We start from the raw sequence: 19,041 nt of genomic DNA, 5'->3' as shown, positions 1-19,041 counted from the left end.
ACGATGGTCGCCCCCTCATTTCGGTTACGATTGGACAAAATGTCGGGGCAAGCTCCAAAACAACAAGGAAATCCCGGGTTGAAACTCAGTGATATCGCCCAACTGGCCGGTGTGTCTGTCACCACCGCCAGCTATGTCATCAACGGCAAGGCCGAACAACAACGGATCAGCCGCAGCACCGTCGAGCGTGTGCAGGCGGTGGTCGAACAACATGGCTTCACGCCTAACCCACAAGCGGCCGGGCTACGCAGCCGGCATACGCGTACCTTGGGTTTCATCCTGCCCGACCTGGAAAACCCCAGTTATGCCAGGATCGCCAAATTGCTCGAACAAGGTGCCCGCGCACGCGGCTATCAGTTATTGATTGCCAGTTCCGACGATGCGCCAGACAGCGAGCGACAATTGCTGCAATTATTCCGCGCCCGACGTTGCGATGCATTGTTCGTCGCCAGCTGCCTGCCGCCCGATGATGACAGCTATCGCCAGTTGCAGGCCAAGGGCCTGCCGATCATTGCCATCGACCGGGTCATGGAGCCCGAGCATTTCTGCTCGGTGATCAGCGATGATCAAGAAGCCAGCTTGCAACTCACCCGCAGTCTGTTGCAACCCGCACCTCGGCAGATCGTGCTCATCGGTGCGCGTCCCGAGCTGAGCATCAGCCAGGAACGTGCAGCAGGCTTCAAGCAGGCCTTGTCCGGATTTGACGGCAAGATCCTGATCGAGCACGGCGAAGCCTTCAGTCGCGATTGCGGACGACAGCTGATGGAGGAGTTACTACAACGCCTCGGCCACTTACCGGATGCGCTGGTGACCACCTCCTATGTGCTGCTCCAGGGCGTGTTCGATGCGCTGCATGACTTCCCGCTCAAATCCCGACCGCTGCGCCTCGGTACGTTCGGCGACACCCAGTTGCTGGACTTCCTGCCGCTGCCGGTGAACGCCATGGCCCAGCAACATCAACTGATCGCGGACAAAGCGCTGCAACTGGCGTTGGCGGCGATTGAAGAACAACACTACCAACCGGGTGTCCTGGCCATCGCGCGGACCTTCAAGCAGCGTATTCACGAGGCGTGAACGTGGAGCTGATCGACAGCCATACCCATCTGGACTTTCCGGATTTCGACGAAGATCGCCAAGCGCTGCTGGCTGACAGCCGCATCCTCGGGGTGCGACGAATGGTGGTGCTGGGGGTTTATCAGCGAAATTGGCAGCGGGTATGGGATCTGGTGCAAAGCGACCCGGACCTGCATGCCGCATTCGGCTTGCATCCGGCGTACCTCGATGAGCATTGCCCGGCGGACCTGACCGAGCTTGGCGACTGGCTGACCCGTCTGGCTGGCCATCCGCAGCTGTGTGCGGTGGGAGAGATCGGTCTCGATTATTTTCTCGAACATCTCGACCGCGAACGGCAACAAGCGCTGTTTGAAGCGCAGTTACAACTGGCGGCAGATTTCCAGTTACCGGCGCTGCTGCATGTCCGCCGTAGCCATGCGACCACGATCGCGACCCTCAAACGTTTTCGCTTGAAGCGCGCGGGCATCATCCATGCCTTTGCCGGCAGTCCGGAAGAGGCCCGCGAATACATCAAACTCGGTTTCAAACTGGGCTTGGGCGGCGCCGCGACCTGGCCGCAGGCGCAGCGCATGCACAAAGTCATCAAAGGCTTACCGCTGGATGCCGTCGTGCTGGAAACCGATTCGCCGGATATGGCGCCCGCCATGTATCCAGGCCAGCGCAACAGCCCGCAGCACTTACCGGCGATCTGTTCGGCGCTGGCCGAAATCATGGCCATCAGCCCCCAGCAACTGGCGGCGGCGAGCACTGCCAACGCCTGTGATTTGTTCAACTGGAATCAGTCGCAATAGGCCTTGGCAGCCTACAGGGTCATGCTCACTCGCCGCATGGCCTGGAAGCTGCCCACTCAATGATGGCTGCCGACCTCAAACCCGGAACGCGCTGATCAACGCCTTCAACTGCACCACCTGCGCGGAAAGCTGACGGCTGGCATCTTCGGTCTGGTGCGCACCTTCAGCGGTGCGCTCGCCGGCGCGGTTGATCTCGACAATGTTTTGATCGATATCGTGGGCCACTGCGGTTTGTTGCTCGACTGCTGCTGCGATCTGTTGGTTCTGATCGACGATCATCCCTACTGCTCCAAGGATGTTTTCCAGCGCCTGCTGAACCTTTTCCGACTGGCTGACCGTTCCATTGGCCATCTGATGGCTAACACCCATGGCTTTCACCGCTGCGCCGACACCGCTGTGCAACCTGGCAATCATTTGCTCGATTTCTTCAGTCGATTGCTGAGTACGCTTGGCCAATGTCCGGACCTCATCGGCCACCACAGCAAAACCGCGCCCCTGTTCACCGGCACGCGCAGCCTCAATGGCCGCATTGAGCGCCAACAGGTTGGTCTGCTCGGCAATGCTTTTGATCACTTCAAGTACACGGCTGATGGATTGGCTGTCACTGGCCAACTGATTGATTACCAACACTGACTGGTCAATCTCACCGGCCAACTGAGCAATGCTGCCCTGCTGAGACACCACCAAACCACGGCCGCTGACCGTTTCGTCGTTGACGCTGTGGGCGCTACTGACCGCCGCTGCTGCGCTACGGGCCACTTCCTGGGCAGTCGCCGACATCTGATTCATGGCCGTGGCAACCTGTTCAATCTGGCTGCGCTGACCGGCGACGGCCTGATTGCTGCGAGCCGATACCGATTCAACCTGACCGGCCTGACGCTCGACTTCATTGACGGTCTTGCCCACCAGTTCGATCAGGTCATGGATTTTCGCCACGGTACCGTTGAACACATTGCCCAATTCACCCAACTCGTCGCGACTGTGGGCGGTGAAAGTGACAGTCATGTCCCCCGCCGCGACCTTATCCATCACCGCTCCCAGGCGTTTGAGGGTAGTGCGGGTCGAAGCGTAGAAACCGCCATAGAGGTAAACGATCAATAAAAACACCGCGGCCAGTGCAACCACCAACGCCACCATCTGCGTGCGGTTCTGCTCCAGACGCTGCTGCAATTGCGCACCAAGGAACTTCAACGTGGCCTCATTGAGTTGGTAGGTCTGCGCCATTAATCCGCTGACATGATCGTAAAAAGCTTGCCAGGGAGCATCGAGGGTATCGGCCATCACCACCTGCTCTTCGAACAGTTCGCTACCTTGCTTGAGCGTCGCTCTGCTGGCGCTGGCCAATGGGTCCAGAGTGTCGTGGGCCGCTTTGCTCGAGCCCAAAGCATCCTGCAGCTTCAAGCCATACTCGGCCTGGAGCTTTTCAATCTGCTGTAACAGCTCATCGAAACGAGTGCTCGACGACGAATTGAGGAAACCCTGCCCCAGCGAATAGCTGCCTATGGCCCGGCCTTCGCCCAGGATTTGCGTGACTTGCGGGGTGACCCCAGTGATCAACTCACTCAATTGGCGCATGTCACTTTGATTGTCGCGGCTCAAGCCGGACTGGCTGGCGATAATCTGGCTGAACACTTGCGCACTGCCGAGCAACTTGCCGATCAACGCGCTTTTGCTTTGCAAAGAGTTTTCGGCTTGCTGAGCCTTGAAGGCCGTAATCATTTCATCGCGCTTGCCATCGAAAACGCTGATCTGCCCGGGGTCGATGGTCACAGCCGCCAGCCCCTTCATGCGTTCCAGGACGCTCTGTTCAAGGACGCTGATCTTCGGCTCGACATCCCCCGCTTTGCCGGACTGGCCAAGGTTGACGTTGATCTGCACCAGGTTATTCAGGGTTTCCAGATCACGCCGTAGCGTAAGGCTGCTGCCCAACAGGTCAAGACTTTGCAATTCGACCTGGGTGCCCTGGAATTCGCGATAGGAGTCGCGGACCAGATAGAAGTTGGTCACCAGCATCGGCAGGAAAAACAGAACACTGATCAGGCTGAACTTCATACCGAAGCTCAGGCGGTTCATCAGCGCTACAGCGGGATAGAGCAAGCTCTTCACTGAAAGTCTCCCTTTTCTTTTATTTTTATTGGCAGGCACGCGAAGACAGCAGATAGCCACTATTCGGCGCTACGTCTGTATAGCTCAAATCAAAGGGAGGTTTTGTAACTTAAAGTTAACCGCGTGAGTATCGGTCTGGTGAACGGGGAAGCTCCTTTGTGGCGAGGGGCAAAGCCCTCTCGCCGCAATGTTTTTCTCACCTCAGGTTTTGTGCACGTCTCAGAGAAACACAGTCCAGAGTGCAAAGCCGGCATACCAAAGCACCGCAGCCCGGAGCAGCAGTTCCCATAACCGGTCCAGACTGGTAATACCATCCGCGCCGACCATTGGTGCCGGGATCTCGCCAGCCCCCAGGCCGACTTTCTCCAGCAACTGCGCGGCACTGATGTTCCAGTTGAGCAACTCATGCAACATCACCCGGCTGACCGCAACAAAGTTGCCCACCAGCGCAAAGCTTGCTGCCAACAATCGCACCGGCAACCAATCGAAGGCATGACGCAATTGCTCGGCGCGCTCGGCCAGCGCCGGATTTTTCCCGTGCTCAGCCGCTAATGCCAGCAAGCGATAGCTCAACGCTGCGACCGGACCGAGCAGAAAGTACCAGAAAATCACCGCAAAAAAGCTCTGATAGGCCTCCCACAGCAAGTGTCCTTGAACCCGCCCAAGCAACTGTTCGCCGCTGTCAGCGCAAATATCCAGGTCACGCTTGGCAACATGAGCCGCTGCTTGCAGGTCCTCACGACGCCAGGCATCGCGAAACGGCCCCAGAGCACCCAACAAGTCGCCGCGTCCCAGGCTGTAAATCACCACTAACAGATGAACGGGTAACGCCAACAAACCGTAGAACACCGGTTCCAGCACCACCAGCCCTAATCCCAGCACCGTAACCGGCAGTAAAACCAGCAGCGCTAGCACTAACCAGGGTCGGTTCGTCAGTCGCGGACTGGCCTCAAGCTTGGCCAACTCGCGTAACCATCCACTGTCGCGCTGTACCTGATGACGCAAGGCCGAGAATTTTTCGACCCAGACCGCCAGCAGCAACACCAGAAAACTCATTGTTCGTCCCCTTTATCCAAGGCTGCACGAAAGCGTACCCAGTCGAAAGCCGGCCCCGGATCGGTTTTTCGCCCGGGAGCAATATCACTATGGCCGCAGATGCGCTGCACAGTGATCGCCGTGTAGGCGCTCTGCAACTGCCGGGTCAAGGCAATCAACGCCTGATATTGAGCATCGGTGAATGGCAACTCGTCAGTACCTTCCAATTCGATGCCCAAAGAAAAATCATTGCACCCTTCCCGCTCATCGAAGCGTGAGACACCCGCGTGCCAGGCACGCTCAAGACAGGAGACAAACTGAGTGATCGCACCGTCACGTTCGATCAAAAAATGCGCAGACACGCGCAGATCGGCTATCCCTGCAAAATAAGGGTGCTCCGTGACATCCAGGCGATTCTGGAAAAACTCCTGCACTTTACCCGTCGCGAACTGCGCTGGCGGCAGACTGATGTTGTGGATCACCAGCAGGGAAATCTCGCCTGTGGGGCGCGCATTGAAGTTTGGCGACGGACAATGACGCACGCCCTGACACCAACCGCTAGCGGGGTCCAACTGCATACAGATTCCTTGAACAACGACTTTGATGGCCCAGTATGCCGCGATCAGCACTCAGGTTGCGATCACTTGCGATTGAGTCGACGCAAGTTACCAAGCACCGACTCCAGCGCCCGGTCGAACAACAAGGTGTCATCCAGTTTTCGAACAGCCCCGCAGTGGAACTCCAGCGCCAGCGCGGTGCGGGTTCGCTCCAGTACTTTCATGCCGGTACGGTTGACAAAAATGTACTTGCCGGATGGCTGGATGATCGCTACCAGTTTGCATCGAGCCGTGTTTTCATCGTCTTCCTGGAATTCGACCCAACACCCCGGACGCAGCTGATTAACCTCAAGCAGGCCCGCGTCATCCTTGCCCAGGCGCACAGCGGCAACGTCGACAGGCCCCTCGTCGGCGGTCCTCAGAACAATCTTCTGGACTACCTCAACCATCGTCGGCAAATCATCATTGCCCACAATAGCCGGGCTCTTCTCAAGCTCCTGGCCCGACAGCCGCTGATTCAGCTCCTGTTCGACACACTGGTGGGCCAGTTGCATTTTGGCGCGGCCTTCTTCGGCATCACGGGTGCACTGCTCCAGCAATTCGCTGCGACGGCGTTCGTCAGCGGTGAAGGCCAGAAAATCGGCCAATAGCTCGGAGAAGATCGCCGGGTCATCGACAAAGTCATTCAACAGCCGCTGCACGAGCTGCTCGATACGCAGGTACAGACTGTCGCGCTGGTAGTCATCGCACTCGCCCCAGCCCACCGCGGCGGCGGCAATTTCATTGAGCAGGCGCCGGGCCGGATGATTGCCGCGACTGAAAAAACTCTTGTCCAGCACCGCGACTTTCAGCATCGGGATCTGCAAGCGGCCGATTAGCGCCTTGAGCGAATCGGGCAAATTGCGATCACCGAGGATGAACTCGAAAAGCATCGCAATCAGGTTGATCACATCCTCATCAGCCACGTCGACGACCCTGGACTTGCCGCTTTTGACGCTGACTCGGGTCAGCAATTGCTCAAGCTGATTACGCAGATCGAAATCATCCTGAGCACTAGGCTCTGGTACGTACTGCTGTAGATGCGAGAGCAGGCGCAACAAATCCCGGGTCGAAATAGGCTGAGTCTGCGCACTGACTTCGAAGGTCGGTGCAACGCTGCCTCTGACGTGTAAAAGCAGTTCCTGCAACGCCGCGAAAACCTCCTGCACCCCATCGTCGATCTGTGCGCCGCTGGATTTGGCCGTGCCAGGGTCGGTTTGCATGGCACCAGCGTTGACGGCCGCCCGCTCGGAAGCCCGGCGGGTGGGAGCGGCCTTGAGTTCGGGCAGTACGCCGGTGACTATCAACAATTGATTGGCTTCAGCATAGAGCTGGTCACCATCGCTGAGCACATACTTCTCGAACAGCTTGAGAATGATCAACTTGACCTTGGTCTCCACACCCAGATTGCACCAGGCCTCCAGGAAATGCTCGCAGAGCATGGCCGGCCCCATCGGGTTGTGCTGATCATCGAGACGCTTGCCGAGCAACGCACTCAAACGCGCGGTCAATTGGCCCAGGGCAAAGCCGTCACGACTGAGCGCCTTGGCGACCATGGCCTCCAACGCTACGGTTCGTTCCAGCTCGTCGTTGGGAGCCTGTAGCAATGGGTCGCAAAGCACCGACCGGGGAAACGACATTTGCGTTATGTCGTACTGAGCGAGGCCGGCAAAGGCCTCGAAAAATTTCTCGAGAAAGCCACGCTCAATGCTTTTTCGCTTGAGACGCAAATCGCGCATGGCTTCGAAGAACGTGCTCTGGTCAACATTGTTCTGAGCTCGGTCAGCCATTTCGAACAAGGTGTCATAGGCGTTATCGAACAACGCTTGCAGGCCATGCTTGAGTTGCTGCGCGGCTTTGTCGCGAACCTGGAGCAGAATGACTGGCAGGCGGGCGAGCGGCGAGTGAGTCGCCTGATCAGTAGCAGCCTTGTGCAAAGGCACTACCTTCCCGTCATTGTGCATCCAAGCCTCCTGAAACGGTCATCCTTCGGTTCTGTGTAAATGATCGGCAGCCTGCAACGCGCGCGGCCCGGTTTGGGGCGGGTACGGATGCACTGCGCGGCAATTCATCGATCGAAAGAACACAGCGACGTCAAAGCCATGACGTCAATTACAAGGCAGATTATCTGGTAAAAGATGCCACTTGTGCCAGCAGACCCTGCACTTCATTTTGAAGCAGCCCCTCAAACTCGTCCCTCGCCCGAACCTGACGGCTTAGCTGAAGCGACCAAATGCAGGGTTCAGAGCGAAGTGAAGGTGTATGTCGCCTTGGGTTAGCTCACGGCATGGCCCTATAATCGGGCCACTTTGTTTGTGGAGCCCGTTATGCCGAATCTACGTCTCGCCGACCTGACCGCCGAAATCGAAGCCAACGTGCGCCGTGCGTTGCTTGAAGACATAGGCAGCGGTGACATCACCGCACAACTGATCCCGACCGGACGCCTGGCCAAAGCCACCATCATCACGCGCGACACGGCCGTCATCAGCGGTACCGCCTGGGTCGACTCGGTATTTCGGCAACTGGACCCGCGGGTCGCGGTGCACTGGCAGGTGCGTGATGGCGAGCGCGTCAGCCCCAATCAGGCGCTGTTCCACCTCGAAGGCCCTGCTCGCTCGCTGCTCAGCGGTGAACGCAGCGCGCTGAACTTCCTGCAATTGCTGTCCGGGGTCGCCACCCGCGCGCAATACTTCGCCGACCAGGTTGCCGACACCCAGGTAAAGCTGCTGGATACCCGCAAGACCCTGCCTGGTCTGCGTCTGGCACAGAAATACGCGGTGACCTGCGGTGGTTGCCACAACCATCGCATCGGCCTGTATGACGCGTTCCTGATCAAGGAAAACCATATCGCCGCTTGCGGGGGCATCGCCCAGGCAATCACTGCTGCGCACAGGATCGCCCCGGGCAAACCGGTAGAGATAGAGGTGGAAAGTCTTGCGGAACTGAAAGAAGCACTCGCTGCCGGTGCCGACATCATCATGCTGGACGAACTCAGCCACGACGACATGCGCGAAGCTGTGCGCCTTAACGCTGGCAAAGCCAAACTCGAGGCAAGCGGCGGGATCAGCGAAAGCACCTTGCGCCCAATCGCCGAAACCGGCGTGGATTACATTTCTATCGGTACAATCACCAAGGATGTGAAGGCCGTGGACCTGTCGATGCGCTTGAGTCTCTGATGTAGCAAAACGCCAGCCTCAATGAGGCTGGCGCTGGCATCAAACCACCAGATTGTTCATCTCGCAGTATTCTTCCCACGCGACGCCCAACACTTCGGCCGCTTCCTTGTGCAATGCAAGGCGTGTCGCTTCGTATTCTTCCGGCGTTGAGGTGTACTTGAGCGTCAGCTCCCAGGGCTGCAAGCCCTGCGCTTCAGCCTCGTCCTCGAACGCCCACTGAATCTGATCTTTCTGATCGTCAGCGCTCAAGTCTTTGATCTCGTCCATCAACTCGGGCGCATCAAGAATGTATTTCTTGAGGGCCTCTTCGTGCCGGGCTTCTTGTGTCAGTTCTTTAATGGTCATTTCGTTCTCTCTGATCTGGGGAATGGAAGATGGATCTGGATCATCAAGGATCTCTCTGACGCAGAAAAAACCGCGTGCAATCCGGTTTATCTGGCCTTCAGAACCATTCGGGATCATCTGAAAACAGGTGGTGCCTGGTGCCCGAGACAGGAATCGAACCTGCGACCTTCGCGTTACGAGTGCGCTGCTCTACCGGCTGAGCTACACGGGCGGTGGGCTAAACCTAGCACTGACTTTCAGGTCAGGCAACTTACTGCGTATCTGAATTTCTACAGACTTGCGCGCAACCCTCTGTAGCAGCTTGCGGAGCCTGGGTTCGGCAGCGGCTACGTTTCCTGCACACAGCAAAACGCCCCGAACCAGTCGGGGCGTTTGCGTGTTCAGCGATCAAGCGAAGGGAGTATTAAACGCCCGAAGCCTTGGCAGCTGCTACGTCTTTGATGGACAACTTGATACGGCCGCGGTTGTCCACGTCCAGTACCAGTACTTCCACTTCCTGACCTTCTTTCAGGATGTCGGTCACTTTCTCAACGCGAGCATCGCTCAACATGGAGATGTGAACCAGACCGTCCTTGCCCGGCAGGATGTTGACGAATGCGCCGAAGTCGACGATGCGCTCGACCTTACCCACGTAGATCTTGCCGATCTCGGCCTCAGCGGTGATACCCAGAACGCGCTGACGAGCGGCTTCAGCGGCTTCCTTGGTTTCGCCGAAGATCTTGATCGAGCCGTCGTCTTCGATGTCGATCGAAGCCTTGGTCTCTTCACAGATCGCACGAATGGTCGCGCCGCCTTTACCGATGACATCACGGATTTTGTCGGTGTCGATTTTCATCGCGATCATGGTCGGAGCGTTTTCCGACAGCTCGGTACGCGACTGGCCAATGATCTGGTTCATCTGACCGAGGATATTCAGGCGCGCTTCCAGGGCTTGGCCCAGAGCGATTTCCATGATTTCTTCGGTGATGCCCTTGATCTTGATGTCCATCTGCAGCGCGGTAACACCTTTGGAGGTACCGGCTACTTTGAAGTCCATGTCGCCCAGGTGATCTTCGTCACCCAGGATGTCGGTCAGGACGGCAAACTTCTCGCCTTCCTTAACCAGACCCATGGCGATACCGGCAACCGGCGCCTTCATCGGCACGCCAGCGTCCATCAGCGCCAGGGAAGCGCCGCAGACCGAAGCCATGGAGCTGGAACCGTTGGACTCGGTGATTTCCGATACCACACGGATGGTGTACGGGAACACGTCAGCGGCTGGCAGCATGGCCTGAACCGAACGGCGGGCCAGACGGCCGTGACCGATTTCGCGACGACCAGCGCCACCCATGCGACCACACTCGCCCACCGAGAACGGAGGGAAGTTGTAGTGCAGCATGAAGGGGTCTTTTTTCTCGCCTTCCAGGGTGTCCAGCAGCTGTGCGTCACGGGCGGTACCCAGAGTCGCGACTACCAGAGCCTGGGTTTCACCACGGGTGAACAGTGCCGAACCGTGGGTCTTCGGCAGAACACCGACTTCGATGTTCAGCGGACGTACGGTGCGGGTGTCGCGGCCGTCGATACGTGGCTTGCCGTTAACGATGTTTTCGCGAACGGTGCGGTATTCGATTTCACCGAAAGCAGCTTTGACTTCGCTGGACGAAGGCTGGCCTTCTTCACCGGACAGCTTGGCAACAACCTGGTCTTTCAGTTCACCCAGGCGAGCATAACGGTCGGCCTTGACGGTGATGGTGTAAGCCTGGGAGATCGCTTCGCCGAACTCGGCACGGATAGCGCCCAGCAGTGCGGTGGCTTCTGGCTGAGGAGCCCAGGTCCACGTTGGCTTGGCAGCTTCGGCGGCCAGCTCTTTGACAGCGTTGATCACCACCTGGAATTCGTCGTGGGCGAACAATACCGCACCCAGCATCTGGTCTTCGGTCAGCTCTTTGGCTTCCGATTCAACCATCAATACCGCTTCCGAAGTACCGGCAACGACCATGTCCAGGCTCGATGCTTTCAGTTGTTCGTAAGTCGGGTTCAGCAGGTAGCCGGTGCTTTCGTGGAACGCAACGCGGGCAGCGCCGATCGGACCATCGAAAGGAATGCCGGAGATTGCCAGCGCAGCCGAAGTACCGATCATCGCAGCGATGTCCGGATCGGTTTTCTTGCTGGTGGAAACGACAGTGCAGACAACCTGCACTTCGTTCATGAAGCCTTCCGGGAACAGAGGACGGATCGGACGGTCGATCAGTCGGGAAGTCAGGGTTTCTTTCTCGGAAGGACGGCCTTCGCGCTTGAAGAAACCGCCAGGGATCTTACCGGCAGCGTAAGTCTTTTCCTGGTAGTGAACAGACAGAGGGAAGAAGCCCTTGCCTGGATCGGCTTGCTTGGCACCGACTACAGTCACCAATACGCTGACGTCGTCGTCAACGGTGACCAATACTGCGCCGGAGGCCTGACGGGCGATACGGCCAGTCTCGAGGGTAACGGTCGACTGACCGAACTGGAATTTTTTGATTACCGGGTTCACGGTGTCCTACCTTCTTTGTGGCTCTTGGGGGAACTGGTTTCTTGCGAAATTCTTGGGCAACGCCGGGAATCGGCCCGACTTGTATTGTCCAGATAAAACTACTGTCCAGATAAAACTTGAGGCTGGGAGCCTGCCATGCGCCTGCGGGAAACCCGCTGACGCACGACAGACAACCAACCTCTAGCGCAATCGCTTATTAGCGACGCAGACCCAGGCGACCGATCAGAGCGCTGTAACGGCTCAGGTCTTTGCCTTTCAGGTAGTCCAGCAGCTTACGACGCTGGTTTACCATGCGGATCAGACCACGACGGGAGTGGTGGTCTTTACCGTTGGCCTTGAAGTGACCTTGCAGTTTGTTGATGTTGGCGGTCAGCAGTGCAACTTGCACTTCTGGCGAACCGGTATCACCAACAGCTTGCTGGTAGTCGGTAACGATTTGAGCTTTTTCTTCAACGCTGAGAGCCATGAGGCAATCCTTTTATCAGGAAACTGTTTCAAAGAAACAGCTTCAACAGGCCAGGGACAAATCCCTGTATCTATAAATGAGTAGTGACCGTGCCTGTTAACAGCCACCCTCGTCCGGTCATTCTGACCGAATCAGTCGACGAGGCGCGATACGCCCGTCTTCGCTCACTTCACCGATACCGATGAAGCGACCGTTATGATCCTGTACCCGTACCATGCCGAACTTCGGTGCATCCGGGGCTCGTACCGGCTGGCCGTTAAGCCAGTAGAACGAGCTGTGCTCCGAGAACTGCAACAGTGGCCAATCCAGCAGGCCGCTGTCCGATGGCATCAGGAAGCGGTCAACCGCCTCATTGCCGCCTTCGGCATGTACTGCTTCCAGCTCTTCCAGCGTAACCGTCTGGGCCAGGCTGAAAGGACCGGCCTGGGTACGTCGCAATTGAGCAACGTAAGCGCCACAACCGAGTTGCTCACCAATATCCTCCACAAGGGTCCGGATATAAGTGCCTTTGCTGCAATCCACTGCAAGCCGGGCAGTATCGCCCTCGAACGCAAGCAATTCCAAGCGCGCAATAGTAACAGAACGCGCTTCGCGCTCCACCACTTCACCTGCACGGGCCAACTTGTAAAGCGGCTGGCCATCACGCTTGAGAGCTGAGTACATCGGTGGTATCTGACTGATTTGACCGCGAAAATTCGGTAAAACCGCTTCAATATCGGCGCGACCGACGGTCACTTCCCGTGTCTGCAAAACCTCACCTTCGGCGTCCGCCGTGGTGGTGGTCTTGCCCAATTGCATCAAGGTTTCATAAGCCTTGTCCGAATCGAGCAAATATTGCGAGAACTTGGTGGCTTCACCGAAGCACAACGGCAGCACGCCAGTGGCGAGCGGGTCCAGGCTGCCGGTATGCCCGGCCTTCTCGGCATTGAGCAACCAACGGACTTTCTGCAGCGCTGCATTGGAGGTGAACCCCAACGGTTTGTCGAGCAGGATGATGCCGCTGACGTTACGACGGATACGTTTGACCTGAGCCACCGATTACTCCTTGGCGTCTTCGGGTTCAGCCGCAACCAGGTGCTGACTGTCTTCAGCCACTGCGCGTTCGATCAATGCCGACAGATGAGCGCCACGCACGACGCTTTCGTCGTAGTGGAAGTGCAGCTGTGGAACGCTGCGCAGCTTCATCTCACGAGCCAGTTGCATACGCAGGAAACCGGCGGCCGAGTTCAGCACCTTGATGCTTTGAGCGATGTCGTCGGCGCTGTCCTGCCCCATCACGGTGATGAAGATCTTGGCGTGACCGACGTCACGGCTGACTTCAACAGCGGTAATGGTGACCAGGCCGACGCGCGGGTCTTTGACTTCACGACGGATCAGCTGTGCCAGCTCACGCTGCATCTGATCGCCGATACGTTGGGTACGGCTGTATTCTTTTGCCATGTATTGTTACCTGTTACTGCCTCACGGTGAAACCCGTGTGGTCTGAAAGCGGCAAACGCCCGGCCTGACAGAAGCCAGACCGGGCGTTGCGTTTAGAGTCCGGGTGATGCGCCGTGCATTTGCATGCGGCTGCCCATCACGGCTCTTGAAGTGCGCGAGTTAGAGGCTGCGAGCAACCTGAACCTTCTCGAAGACTTCGATCTTGTCACCGACCTTGACGTCGTTGTAGCTCTTCACGCCGATACCGCATTCCATGCCGGCACGTACTTCGGAAGCGTCATCCTTGAAGCGGCGCAGGGATTCCAGCTCGCCTTCGAAGATAACGATGTCTTCACGCAGTACACGGATTGGACGGTTACGGTGCACAACACCTTCGATAACCATACAACCGGCGATCGCGCCAAACTTCGGCGAACGGAACACGTCGCGGACTTCAGCGATACCCAGGATGTTCTCCCGAACGTCGCTGCCAAGCATACCGGTGAGGGCTTTCTTGACGTCTTCGATGATGTCGTAGATCACGTTGTAGTAACGCATATCCAGACCTTCCTGTTCGACGATCTTGCGAGCGCCGGCATCGGCACGCACGTTGAAGCCGAACAGTACAGCGTTGGAGGCCAGTGCCAGGTTGGCGTCGCTCTCGGTGATACCACCGACACCGCCACCGACTACGCGCACTTGCACTTCATCGTTACCCAGGCCGCCAAGGGCGCCCTGCAGAGCTTCCAGCGAACCACGGACGTCGGACTTGAGGACGATGTTAAGCGTCTTCTTCTCTTCCTGGCCCATGTTCTCGAAGATATTTTCCAGCTTGCCTGCGTGAGCACGAGCCAGTTTGACTTCGCGGAACTTGCCTTGACGGAACAGGGCGACTTCGCGCGCCTTCTTCTCGTCAGTCATTACGCTCAGCTCGTCGCCAGCTTCCGGCGTGCCATCCAGACCGAGAATTTCGACCGGGATCGACGGGCCGGCTTCTTTGATCGGCTTGCCGTTTTCGTCAAGCATCGCCCGGATACGACCGAAGTTCGAACCGACCAGGACCATGTCGCCTTGACGCAGTGTACCGTCAGAAACCAGAACGGTTGCAACCGGACCACGACCCTTGTCGAGACGCGATTCAACCACAACGCCACGACCAGGAGCGGACGGGGTTGCCATCAGTTCGAGAACCTCGGCTTGCAGCAGGACTGCTTCCAGCAGGTCGTCAACGCCAGTACCCATTTTCGCGGAGACTGAAACGAACGGAGTATCGCCACCCCATTCTTCGGACGTAACACCGTGGACGGACAGTTCGCTACGAATGCGATCGAGATCGGCACCCGGCTTGTCGATTTTGTTCACAGCCACAACCAGCGGAACACCGGCGGCCTTGGCGTGCTGAACAGCTTCGATGGTCTGCGGCATTACGCCGTCGTCCGCCGCAACTACCAGGATCACGATGTCGGTCGCCTTGGCACCACGAGCACGCATTGCGGTAAACGCGGCGTGACCAGGGGTGTCGAGGAAAGTGACCATGCCGCGATCGGTTTCAACGTGGTAAGCACCGATGTGCTGGGTGATACCACCGGCTTCGCCAGCAGCTACCTTGGCACGACGGATGTAGTCGAGCAGCGAGGTTTTACCATGGTCAACGTGGCCCATTACGGTCACGACTGGCGCACGGGAGAACGTCTCACCTTCGAACTTCAGCGATTCTGCCAGGGAGTCTTCCAGGGCGGTGTCGCTGACCAGGGTCACTTTGTGGCCCAGTTCTTCAGCAACCAGCTGAGCAGTTTCCTGATCGAGTACCTGATTGATGGTCGCCGGAGTGCCCATCTTGAACATGAACTTGATGACTTCGGCAGCCTTGACCGACATCTGCGCGGCCAAATCGCCCACAGTGATGGTCTCGCCGATTTGGACGTCACGAATCACAGGGCCGGTTGGGCTCTGGAAGCCGTGGGCATTGCGCTTCTTCAGCTTGGCCTTGCCGCGACCACCACGACGGAAGCCATCGCTTTCTTCGTCGGTAGTACGAGGGGCAACGCGTGGAGCCGGAGCCTTCTCTTTAACGGTTGCACGATGCGGAGCATTGCTCTTGCGCTCGCCATCGCCGCGACGACTGCTGTCATCACTGCGTGGTTTGTCCGGGCGACGTTGCTCATCTCGCTTGCGAGCGTCGACAGCCGGTGCAGCAGCCACTACAGGGGCCTCTTGCACTGGGGCGACGAAAGCAGCAGGCGCCACTACAACAGCGTCATTTGCAGACACTTGCACAGGAGCAGGCTGGCGACGCGCTTCTTCTTCGGCGCGACGCTTGGCTTCTTCTTCAGCCTTTTGGCGAGCAGCATTTTCTACTGCGCGACGTTCTTCCAGTTCGCGTTTGCGCTCGGCTTCGATTTCTTCCGGGCTGCGCTGTACGAAGACTTTCTTCTTGCGCACTTCAACGCTGATGCTTTTACTGCCAGCAACACGCAGGGTGCTGGTGGTTTTGCGCTGCAAAGTGATCTTGCGCGGTTCTTCCACTTTCGCCTTGTGGCTGCTTTTCAAGTGAGTCAGCAGAGCCTGCTTCTCACTGTCGGTCACATCTTGCTCGGCGGCGGTGTGCGGCAGACCTGCCTCACGCATCTGCTGCAACAGGCGCTCTACCGGTGTTTTGACCTCATCGGCCAGTTGTTTCACCGTGACTTGCGTCATGCACTTCTCTCCTCAGGCCGCGCCTAATTACTCGAACCAATGGGCTCGGGCGGCCATGATCAACTTGCCGGCACGATCATCGTCAATGCCGTCGATGTCGAGCAGGTCGTCAATAGACTGCTCGGCCAGGTCTTCGCGGGTAATTACGCCGCGCACCGCCAGTTCCATCGCCAAATCCTTGTCCATACCCTCAAGCGAGAGCAGGTCTTCGGCCGGATGGGCGTCTGCCAGCTTTTCCTCAGTAGCGATGGCTTTAGTCAACAAACGGTCTTTGGCGCGAGCGCGAAGCTCGTTGACTGTATCTTCGTCAAAGCCGTCGATGTTGAGCATTTCTTCCAACGGTACGTAGGCAATCTCTTCCAGGCTGGTGAAGCCTTCATCGACCAGCACCTGTGCCAGATCTTCGTCGACTTCCAGCTCGTCGATGAAGTTGCGCAGGATGTCGCCGGTTTCTGCTTGCTGCTTAGCCTGGATGTCCGATTCGGTCATCACGTTCAGGGTCCAGCCAGTCAACTGGCTAGCCAGACGCACGTTCTGACCACCGCGACCGATGGCCTGAGCAAGATTGTCTGCGCCAACGGCGATGTCCATGGCATGGGCATCTTCGTCAACGATAATTGCCGCAACTTCAGCCGGTGACATGGCGTTGATCACGAACTGCGCCGGGTTGTCGTCCCACAGGACAATATCCACACGCTCGCCGCCCAACTCGCCAGACACTGCCTGGACGCGCGAACCGCGCATGCCAATGCAGGCGCCTTGCGGGTCGATGCGTTTGTCTTTGGAACGGACCGCAATTTTGGCACGAGAACCCGGATCGCGGGATGCTGCCATCACTTCGATCAGGCCTTCGGCAATTTCCGGCACTTCAATACGGAACAATTCGATCAGCATTTCCGGCGCGGTACGCGACAGGATCAACTGCGGACCGCGGTTCTCGGTGCGGATTTCCTTGAGCAGCGCACGCAGACGCACGCCAACACGGAAAGTCTCACGAGAGATGATGTCTTCACGGGCCAACAACGCCTCGGCGTTGTTACCCAGATCGACGATCACATTGTCGCGCGTCACTTTTTTCACGGTGCCGGAGATGATTTCTCCCAAGCGCTCGCGATAGGCATCAACGACTTGAGCACGCTCTGCTTCGCGGACTTTCTGCACGATGACCTGTTTGGCGGTCTGTGCAGCGATGCGGCCAAACTCGATCGAGTCGATTTTTACTTCAACGATGTCGCCAGCTTTAGCGCCCGGCTGGGTTTCCTGAGCCTGCTCGACCCACATCTCGACAGCCGGATCGTCCAGATCTGCTTCTTCGACTACCGCCCAGCGACGGAAAGTTTCATAGGCACCGGTGTGGCGGTTAATTTCCACACGCAGGTCAACTTCGTCTTCGAAACGCTTTTTGGTAGCGGTGGCCAGAGCCAGCTCCAGCGCTTCAAAAATAACGTTTGCCGGTACGCCCTTTTCATTGGATACCGACTCAACAACCAGCAGTACTTCTTTGCTCATCGTACGCCTCGCCTTTCGCAAGCCATTGGATCCGCGGGATCCGCGTCTCAGTCAAAACTGGGAATAATGTTGGCCTTGTCGATCATATCGATCGGCAACAGGAACTCATGGTCTTCAACCTGCACCACGATATCCTGCTCTTCTACGCCGCGCAGAAGGCCTTGAAAGTTGCGTCGACCTTCGAAAGGCGAGCGCAGCTTGATCTTCACTTGTTCACCGGCAAATTTTGCAAACTGCTCAATAGTGAACAGTGGGCGTTCCATGCCAGGCGAGGAAACTTCAAGGGTGTATTCAACGGCGATCGGATCTTCAACATCCAGGACACCGCTGATCTGACGGCTGACGATGGCACAATCGTCCACCAGCACGCCGCCTTCTTTATCAATATAAACGCGCAACATTGAGTGGCGACCTTGAGCCGAAAACTCAATACCCCAGCATTCATAGCCCAGGGCCACGACCACCGGGGCCAGCAAGGCCTGCAACTCTTCTAGCTTGCTCGACACCTGAACCCCCTCGTGCATGTATGTGCATGCTATGCAAAATAAAAAAATGGGCGAAACGCCCATCCTTGAAACGCCGTCGAACAGCGGCGTAGAAAGTGTCCAGCTAACAAAAAGCCCCTAAAAAGGGGCTCCGCTAAAACTGGTTGCGGGGGCCGGATTTGAACCGACGACCTTCGGGTTATGAGCCCGACGAGCTACCAGACTGCTCCACCCCGCGACAAAGCTGGGGCGGAAGTATACGACCGATCCCTTGCAGGGTCAATCGAACCTCCACCTACAAGAAAGCCCGCAACAGCGGGCTCTCCTGATAATTGGTACCGAGAAGGGGACTCGAACCCCTACACCCTATGGGCACAACCACCTCAAGGTTGCGTGTCTACCAATTCCACCACCTCGGCAATACAACGTTACTGCATGAAACCCTTCTTACTTTTGCTCTTGAGCTGGAGGTACGTCAGTCGCATTGGTTGCCGACTTTTGCTCTTGAAGCACCGGGACATCATCAGAAGCCGGTTTTTGCTTTGGAACTTCCAACACCGCTGGATTTGGCAAACCTACTTGAGTCAGCTCATGAGCTTTCTCTTTAGCAAAGTAACCTAACCCTAAGCTGGTCATGAAGAAACCTGCGGCAAGTATAGCAGTAAACTTACTAAGAAAGGTAGAGGAACCTTGGCTTCCGAACACAGTATTTGAAGCACCTGCTCCGAAAGACGCGCCAGCGTCCGCACCTTTACCCTGTTGCAGCAATACCAGAGCAACAACGCCCAGAGCACCCAACAGATGAAAAACGACTACGACTGTTTCCAGCATTT

Annotated in this window: 16 protein-coding genes and 3 tRNA genes; 3 read left to right on the top strand and 16 right to left on the bottom strand. The window is 57.3% G+C overall.

What is annotated here, in order from left to right:
* Positions 1-78: 78 nt before the first annotated feature.
* Positions 79-1,074: a catabolite repressor/activator gene (gene cra / locus AC07O1_RS11540; protein WP_495023347.1), complete on the top strand. Its 996-nt coding sequence runs from the start codon at positions 79-81 to the stop codon at positions 1,072-1,074.
* A gap of 2 nt (positions 1,075-1,076) precedes the next feature.
* On the top strand, positions 1,077-1,865 hold the full coding sequence (locus tag AC07O1_RS11535) for a TatD family hydrolase (protein ID WP_495088843.1): 789 nt from the start codon (positions 1,077-1,079) through the stop codon (positions 1,863-1,865).
* A 75-nt stretch (positions 1,866-1,940) separates the two neighbouring features.
* On the opposite strand, the gene AC07O1_RS11530 is transcribed toward AC07O1_RS11535, so the two are convergent.
* The 4 genes from AC07O1_RS11530 to AC07O1_RS11515 all read right to left on the bottom strand — a co-directional run bounded on the left by AC07O1_RS11530 (position 1,941) and on the right by AC07O1_RS11515 (position 7,566).
* Positions 1,941-2,645 carry a methyl-accepting chemotaxis protein gene (locus tag AC07O1_RS11530; protein WP_495088854.1) on the bottom strand — a complete coding sequence of 235 codons (705 nt, stop codon included), beginning with the start codon at positions 2,643-2,645 and terminating at the stop codon, positions 1,941-1,943.
* A gap of 1,545 nt (positions 2,646-4,190) precedes the next feature.
* Positions 4,191-5,027 (bottom strand): regulatory signaling modulator protein AmpE, encoded by an 837-nt coding sequence (ampE, locus tag AC07O1_RS11525; protein WP_495023349.1) that lies wholly within the window; start codon positions 5,025-5,027, stop codon positions 4,191-4,193.
* Complete coding sequence (ampD, locus tag AC07O1_RS11520) at positions 5,024-5,584, bottom strand: 1,6-anhydro-N-acetylmuramyl-L-alanine amidase AmpD (RefSeq protein WP_494995389.1); 561 nt, start codon at positions 5,582-5,584, stop codon at positions 5,024-5,026. Before ampD ends, ampE begins: the two co-directional genes overlap by 4 nt.
* Positions 5,585-5,646: 62 nt before the next feature.
* Positions 5,647-7,566, bottom strand: a complete 1,920-nt coding sequence (locus tag AC07O1_RS11515; RefSeq protein WP_495088842.1) for a DUF1631 domain-containing protein — start codon at positions 7,564-7,566, stop codon at positions 5,647-5,649.
* Positions 7,567-7,929: 363 nt separating this feature from the next.
* Between AC07O1_RS11515 and nadC the strand changes: the two genes are divergently transcribed.
* Positions 7,930-8,778 carry a carboxylating nicotinate-nucleotide diphosphorylase gene (nadC, locus tag AC07O1_RS11510; RefSeq protein ID WP_495023351.1) on the top strand — a complete coding sequence of 283 codons (849 nt, stop codon included), beginning with the start codon at positions 7,930-7,932 and terminating at the stop codon, positions 8,776-8,778.
* Positions 8,779-8,817: 39 nt separating this feature from the next.
* Here the strand turns inward: nadC and AC07O1_RS11505 are convergent, their stop codons facing one another.
* The 12 genes from AC07O1_RS11505 to secG form a co-directional block, all read right to left on the bottom strand.
* Positions 8,818-9,123 carry a DUF6388 family protein gene (locus AC07O1_RS11505; RefSeq protein WP_494995340.1) on the bottom strand — a complete coding sequence of 102 codons (306 nt, stop codon included), beginning with the start codon at positions 9,121-9,123 and terminating at the stop codon, positions 8,818-8,820.
* A 135-nt stretch (positions 9,124-9,258) separates the two neighbouring features.
* Positions 9,259-9,334: transfer RNA gene (locus AC07O1_RS11500), tRNA-Thr, on the bottom strand.
* A gap of 192 nt (positions 9,335-9,526) precedes the next feature.
* Positions 9,527-11,632 carry a polyribonucleotide nucleotidyltransferase gene (gene pnp / locus AC07O1_RS11495; protein ID WP_494995341.1) on the bottom strand — a complete coding sequence of 702 codons (2,106 nt, stop codon included), beginning with the start codon at positions 11,630-11,632 and terminating at the stop codon, positions 9,527-9,529.
* Positions 11,633-11,828: 196 nt separating this feature from the next.
* The gene (gene rpsO / locus AC07O1_RS11490; protein WP_009042128.1) at positions 11,829-12,098 is read right to left on the bottom strand and encodes a 30S ribosomal protein S15; all 270 of its coding nucleotides are present in this window, start codon (positions 12,096-12,098) and stop codon (positions 11,829-11,831) included.
* A 117-nt stretch (positions 12,099-12,215) separates the two neighbouring features.
* Positions 12,216-13,133 (bottom strand): tRNA pseudouridine(55) synthase TruB, encoded by a 918-nt coding sequence (gene truB / locus AC07O1_RS11485; RefSeq protein ID WP_495023352.1) that lies wholly within the window; start codon positions 13,131-13,133, stop codon positions 12,216-12,218.
* A gap of 3 nt (positions 13,134-13,136) precedes the next feature.
* Positions 13,137-13,538 (bottom strand): 30S ribosome-binding factor RbfA, encoded by a 402-nt coding sequence (gene rbfA / locus AC07O1_RS11480; protein ID WP_495088841.1) that lies wholly within the window; start codon positions 13,536-13,538, stop codon positions 13,137-13,139.
* Positions 13,539-13,697: 159 nt separating this feature from the next.
* Positions 13,698-16,214 (bottom strand): translation initiation factor IF-2, encoded by a 2,517-nt coding sequence (gene infB, locus AC07O1_RS11475; protein WP_495088840.1) that lies wholly within the window; start codon positions 16,212-16,214, stop codon positions 13,698-13,700.
* A 27-nt stretch (positions 16,215-16,241) separates the two neighbouring features.
* On the bottom strand, positions 16,242-17,723 hold the full coding sequence (nusA, locus tag AC07O1_RS11470) for a transcription termination factor NusA (protein ID WP_489068704.1): 1,482 nt from the start codon (positions 17,721-17,723) through the stop codon (positions 16,242-16,244).
* 47 nt (positions 17,724-17,770) lie between these two features.
* The gene (gene rimP, locus AC07O1_RS11465) at positions 17,771-18,229 is read right to left on the bottom strand and encodes a ribosome maturation factor RimP (RefSeq protein WP_419118832.1); all 459 of its coding nucleotides are present in this window, start codon (positions 18,227-18,229) and stop codon (positions 17,771-17,773) included.
* 140 nt (positions 18,230-18,369) lie between these two features.
* A tRNA-Met gene (locus AC07O1_RS11460) sits at positions 18,370-18,446 on the bottom strand.
* A 95-nt stretch (positions 18,447-18,541) separates the two neighbouring features.
* Positions 18,542-18,627 (bottom strand) — tRNA-Leu (locus AC07O1_RS11455).
* Positions 18,628-18,655: 28 nt separating this feature from the next.
* Complete coding sequence (gene secG, locus AC07O1_RS11450; protein WP_419118821.1) at positions 18,656-19,039, bottom strand: preprotein translocase subunit SecG; 384 nt, start codon at positions 19,037-19,039, stop codon at positions 18,656-18,658.
* Positions 19,040-19,041 lie beyond the last annotated feature (2 nt).

This window comes from Pseudomonas sp. GW821-FHT07G10 (assembly GCF_059418545.1).
The sequence above is the reverse complement of the archived record's forward strand: the minus strand, read 5'-3'. Positions and strand labels throughout refer to the sequence as shown.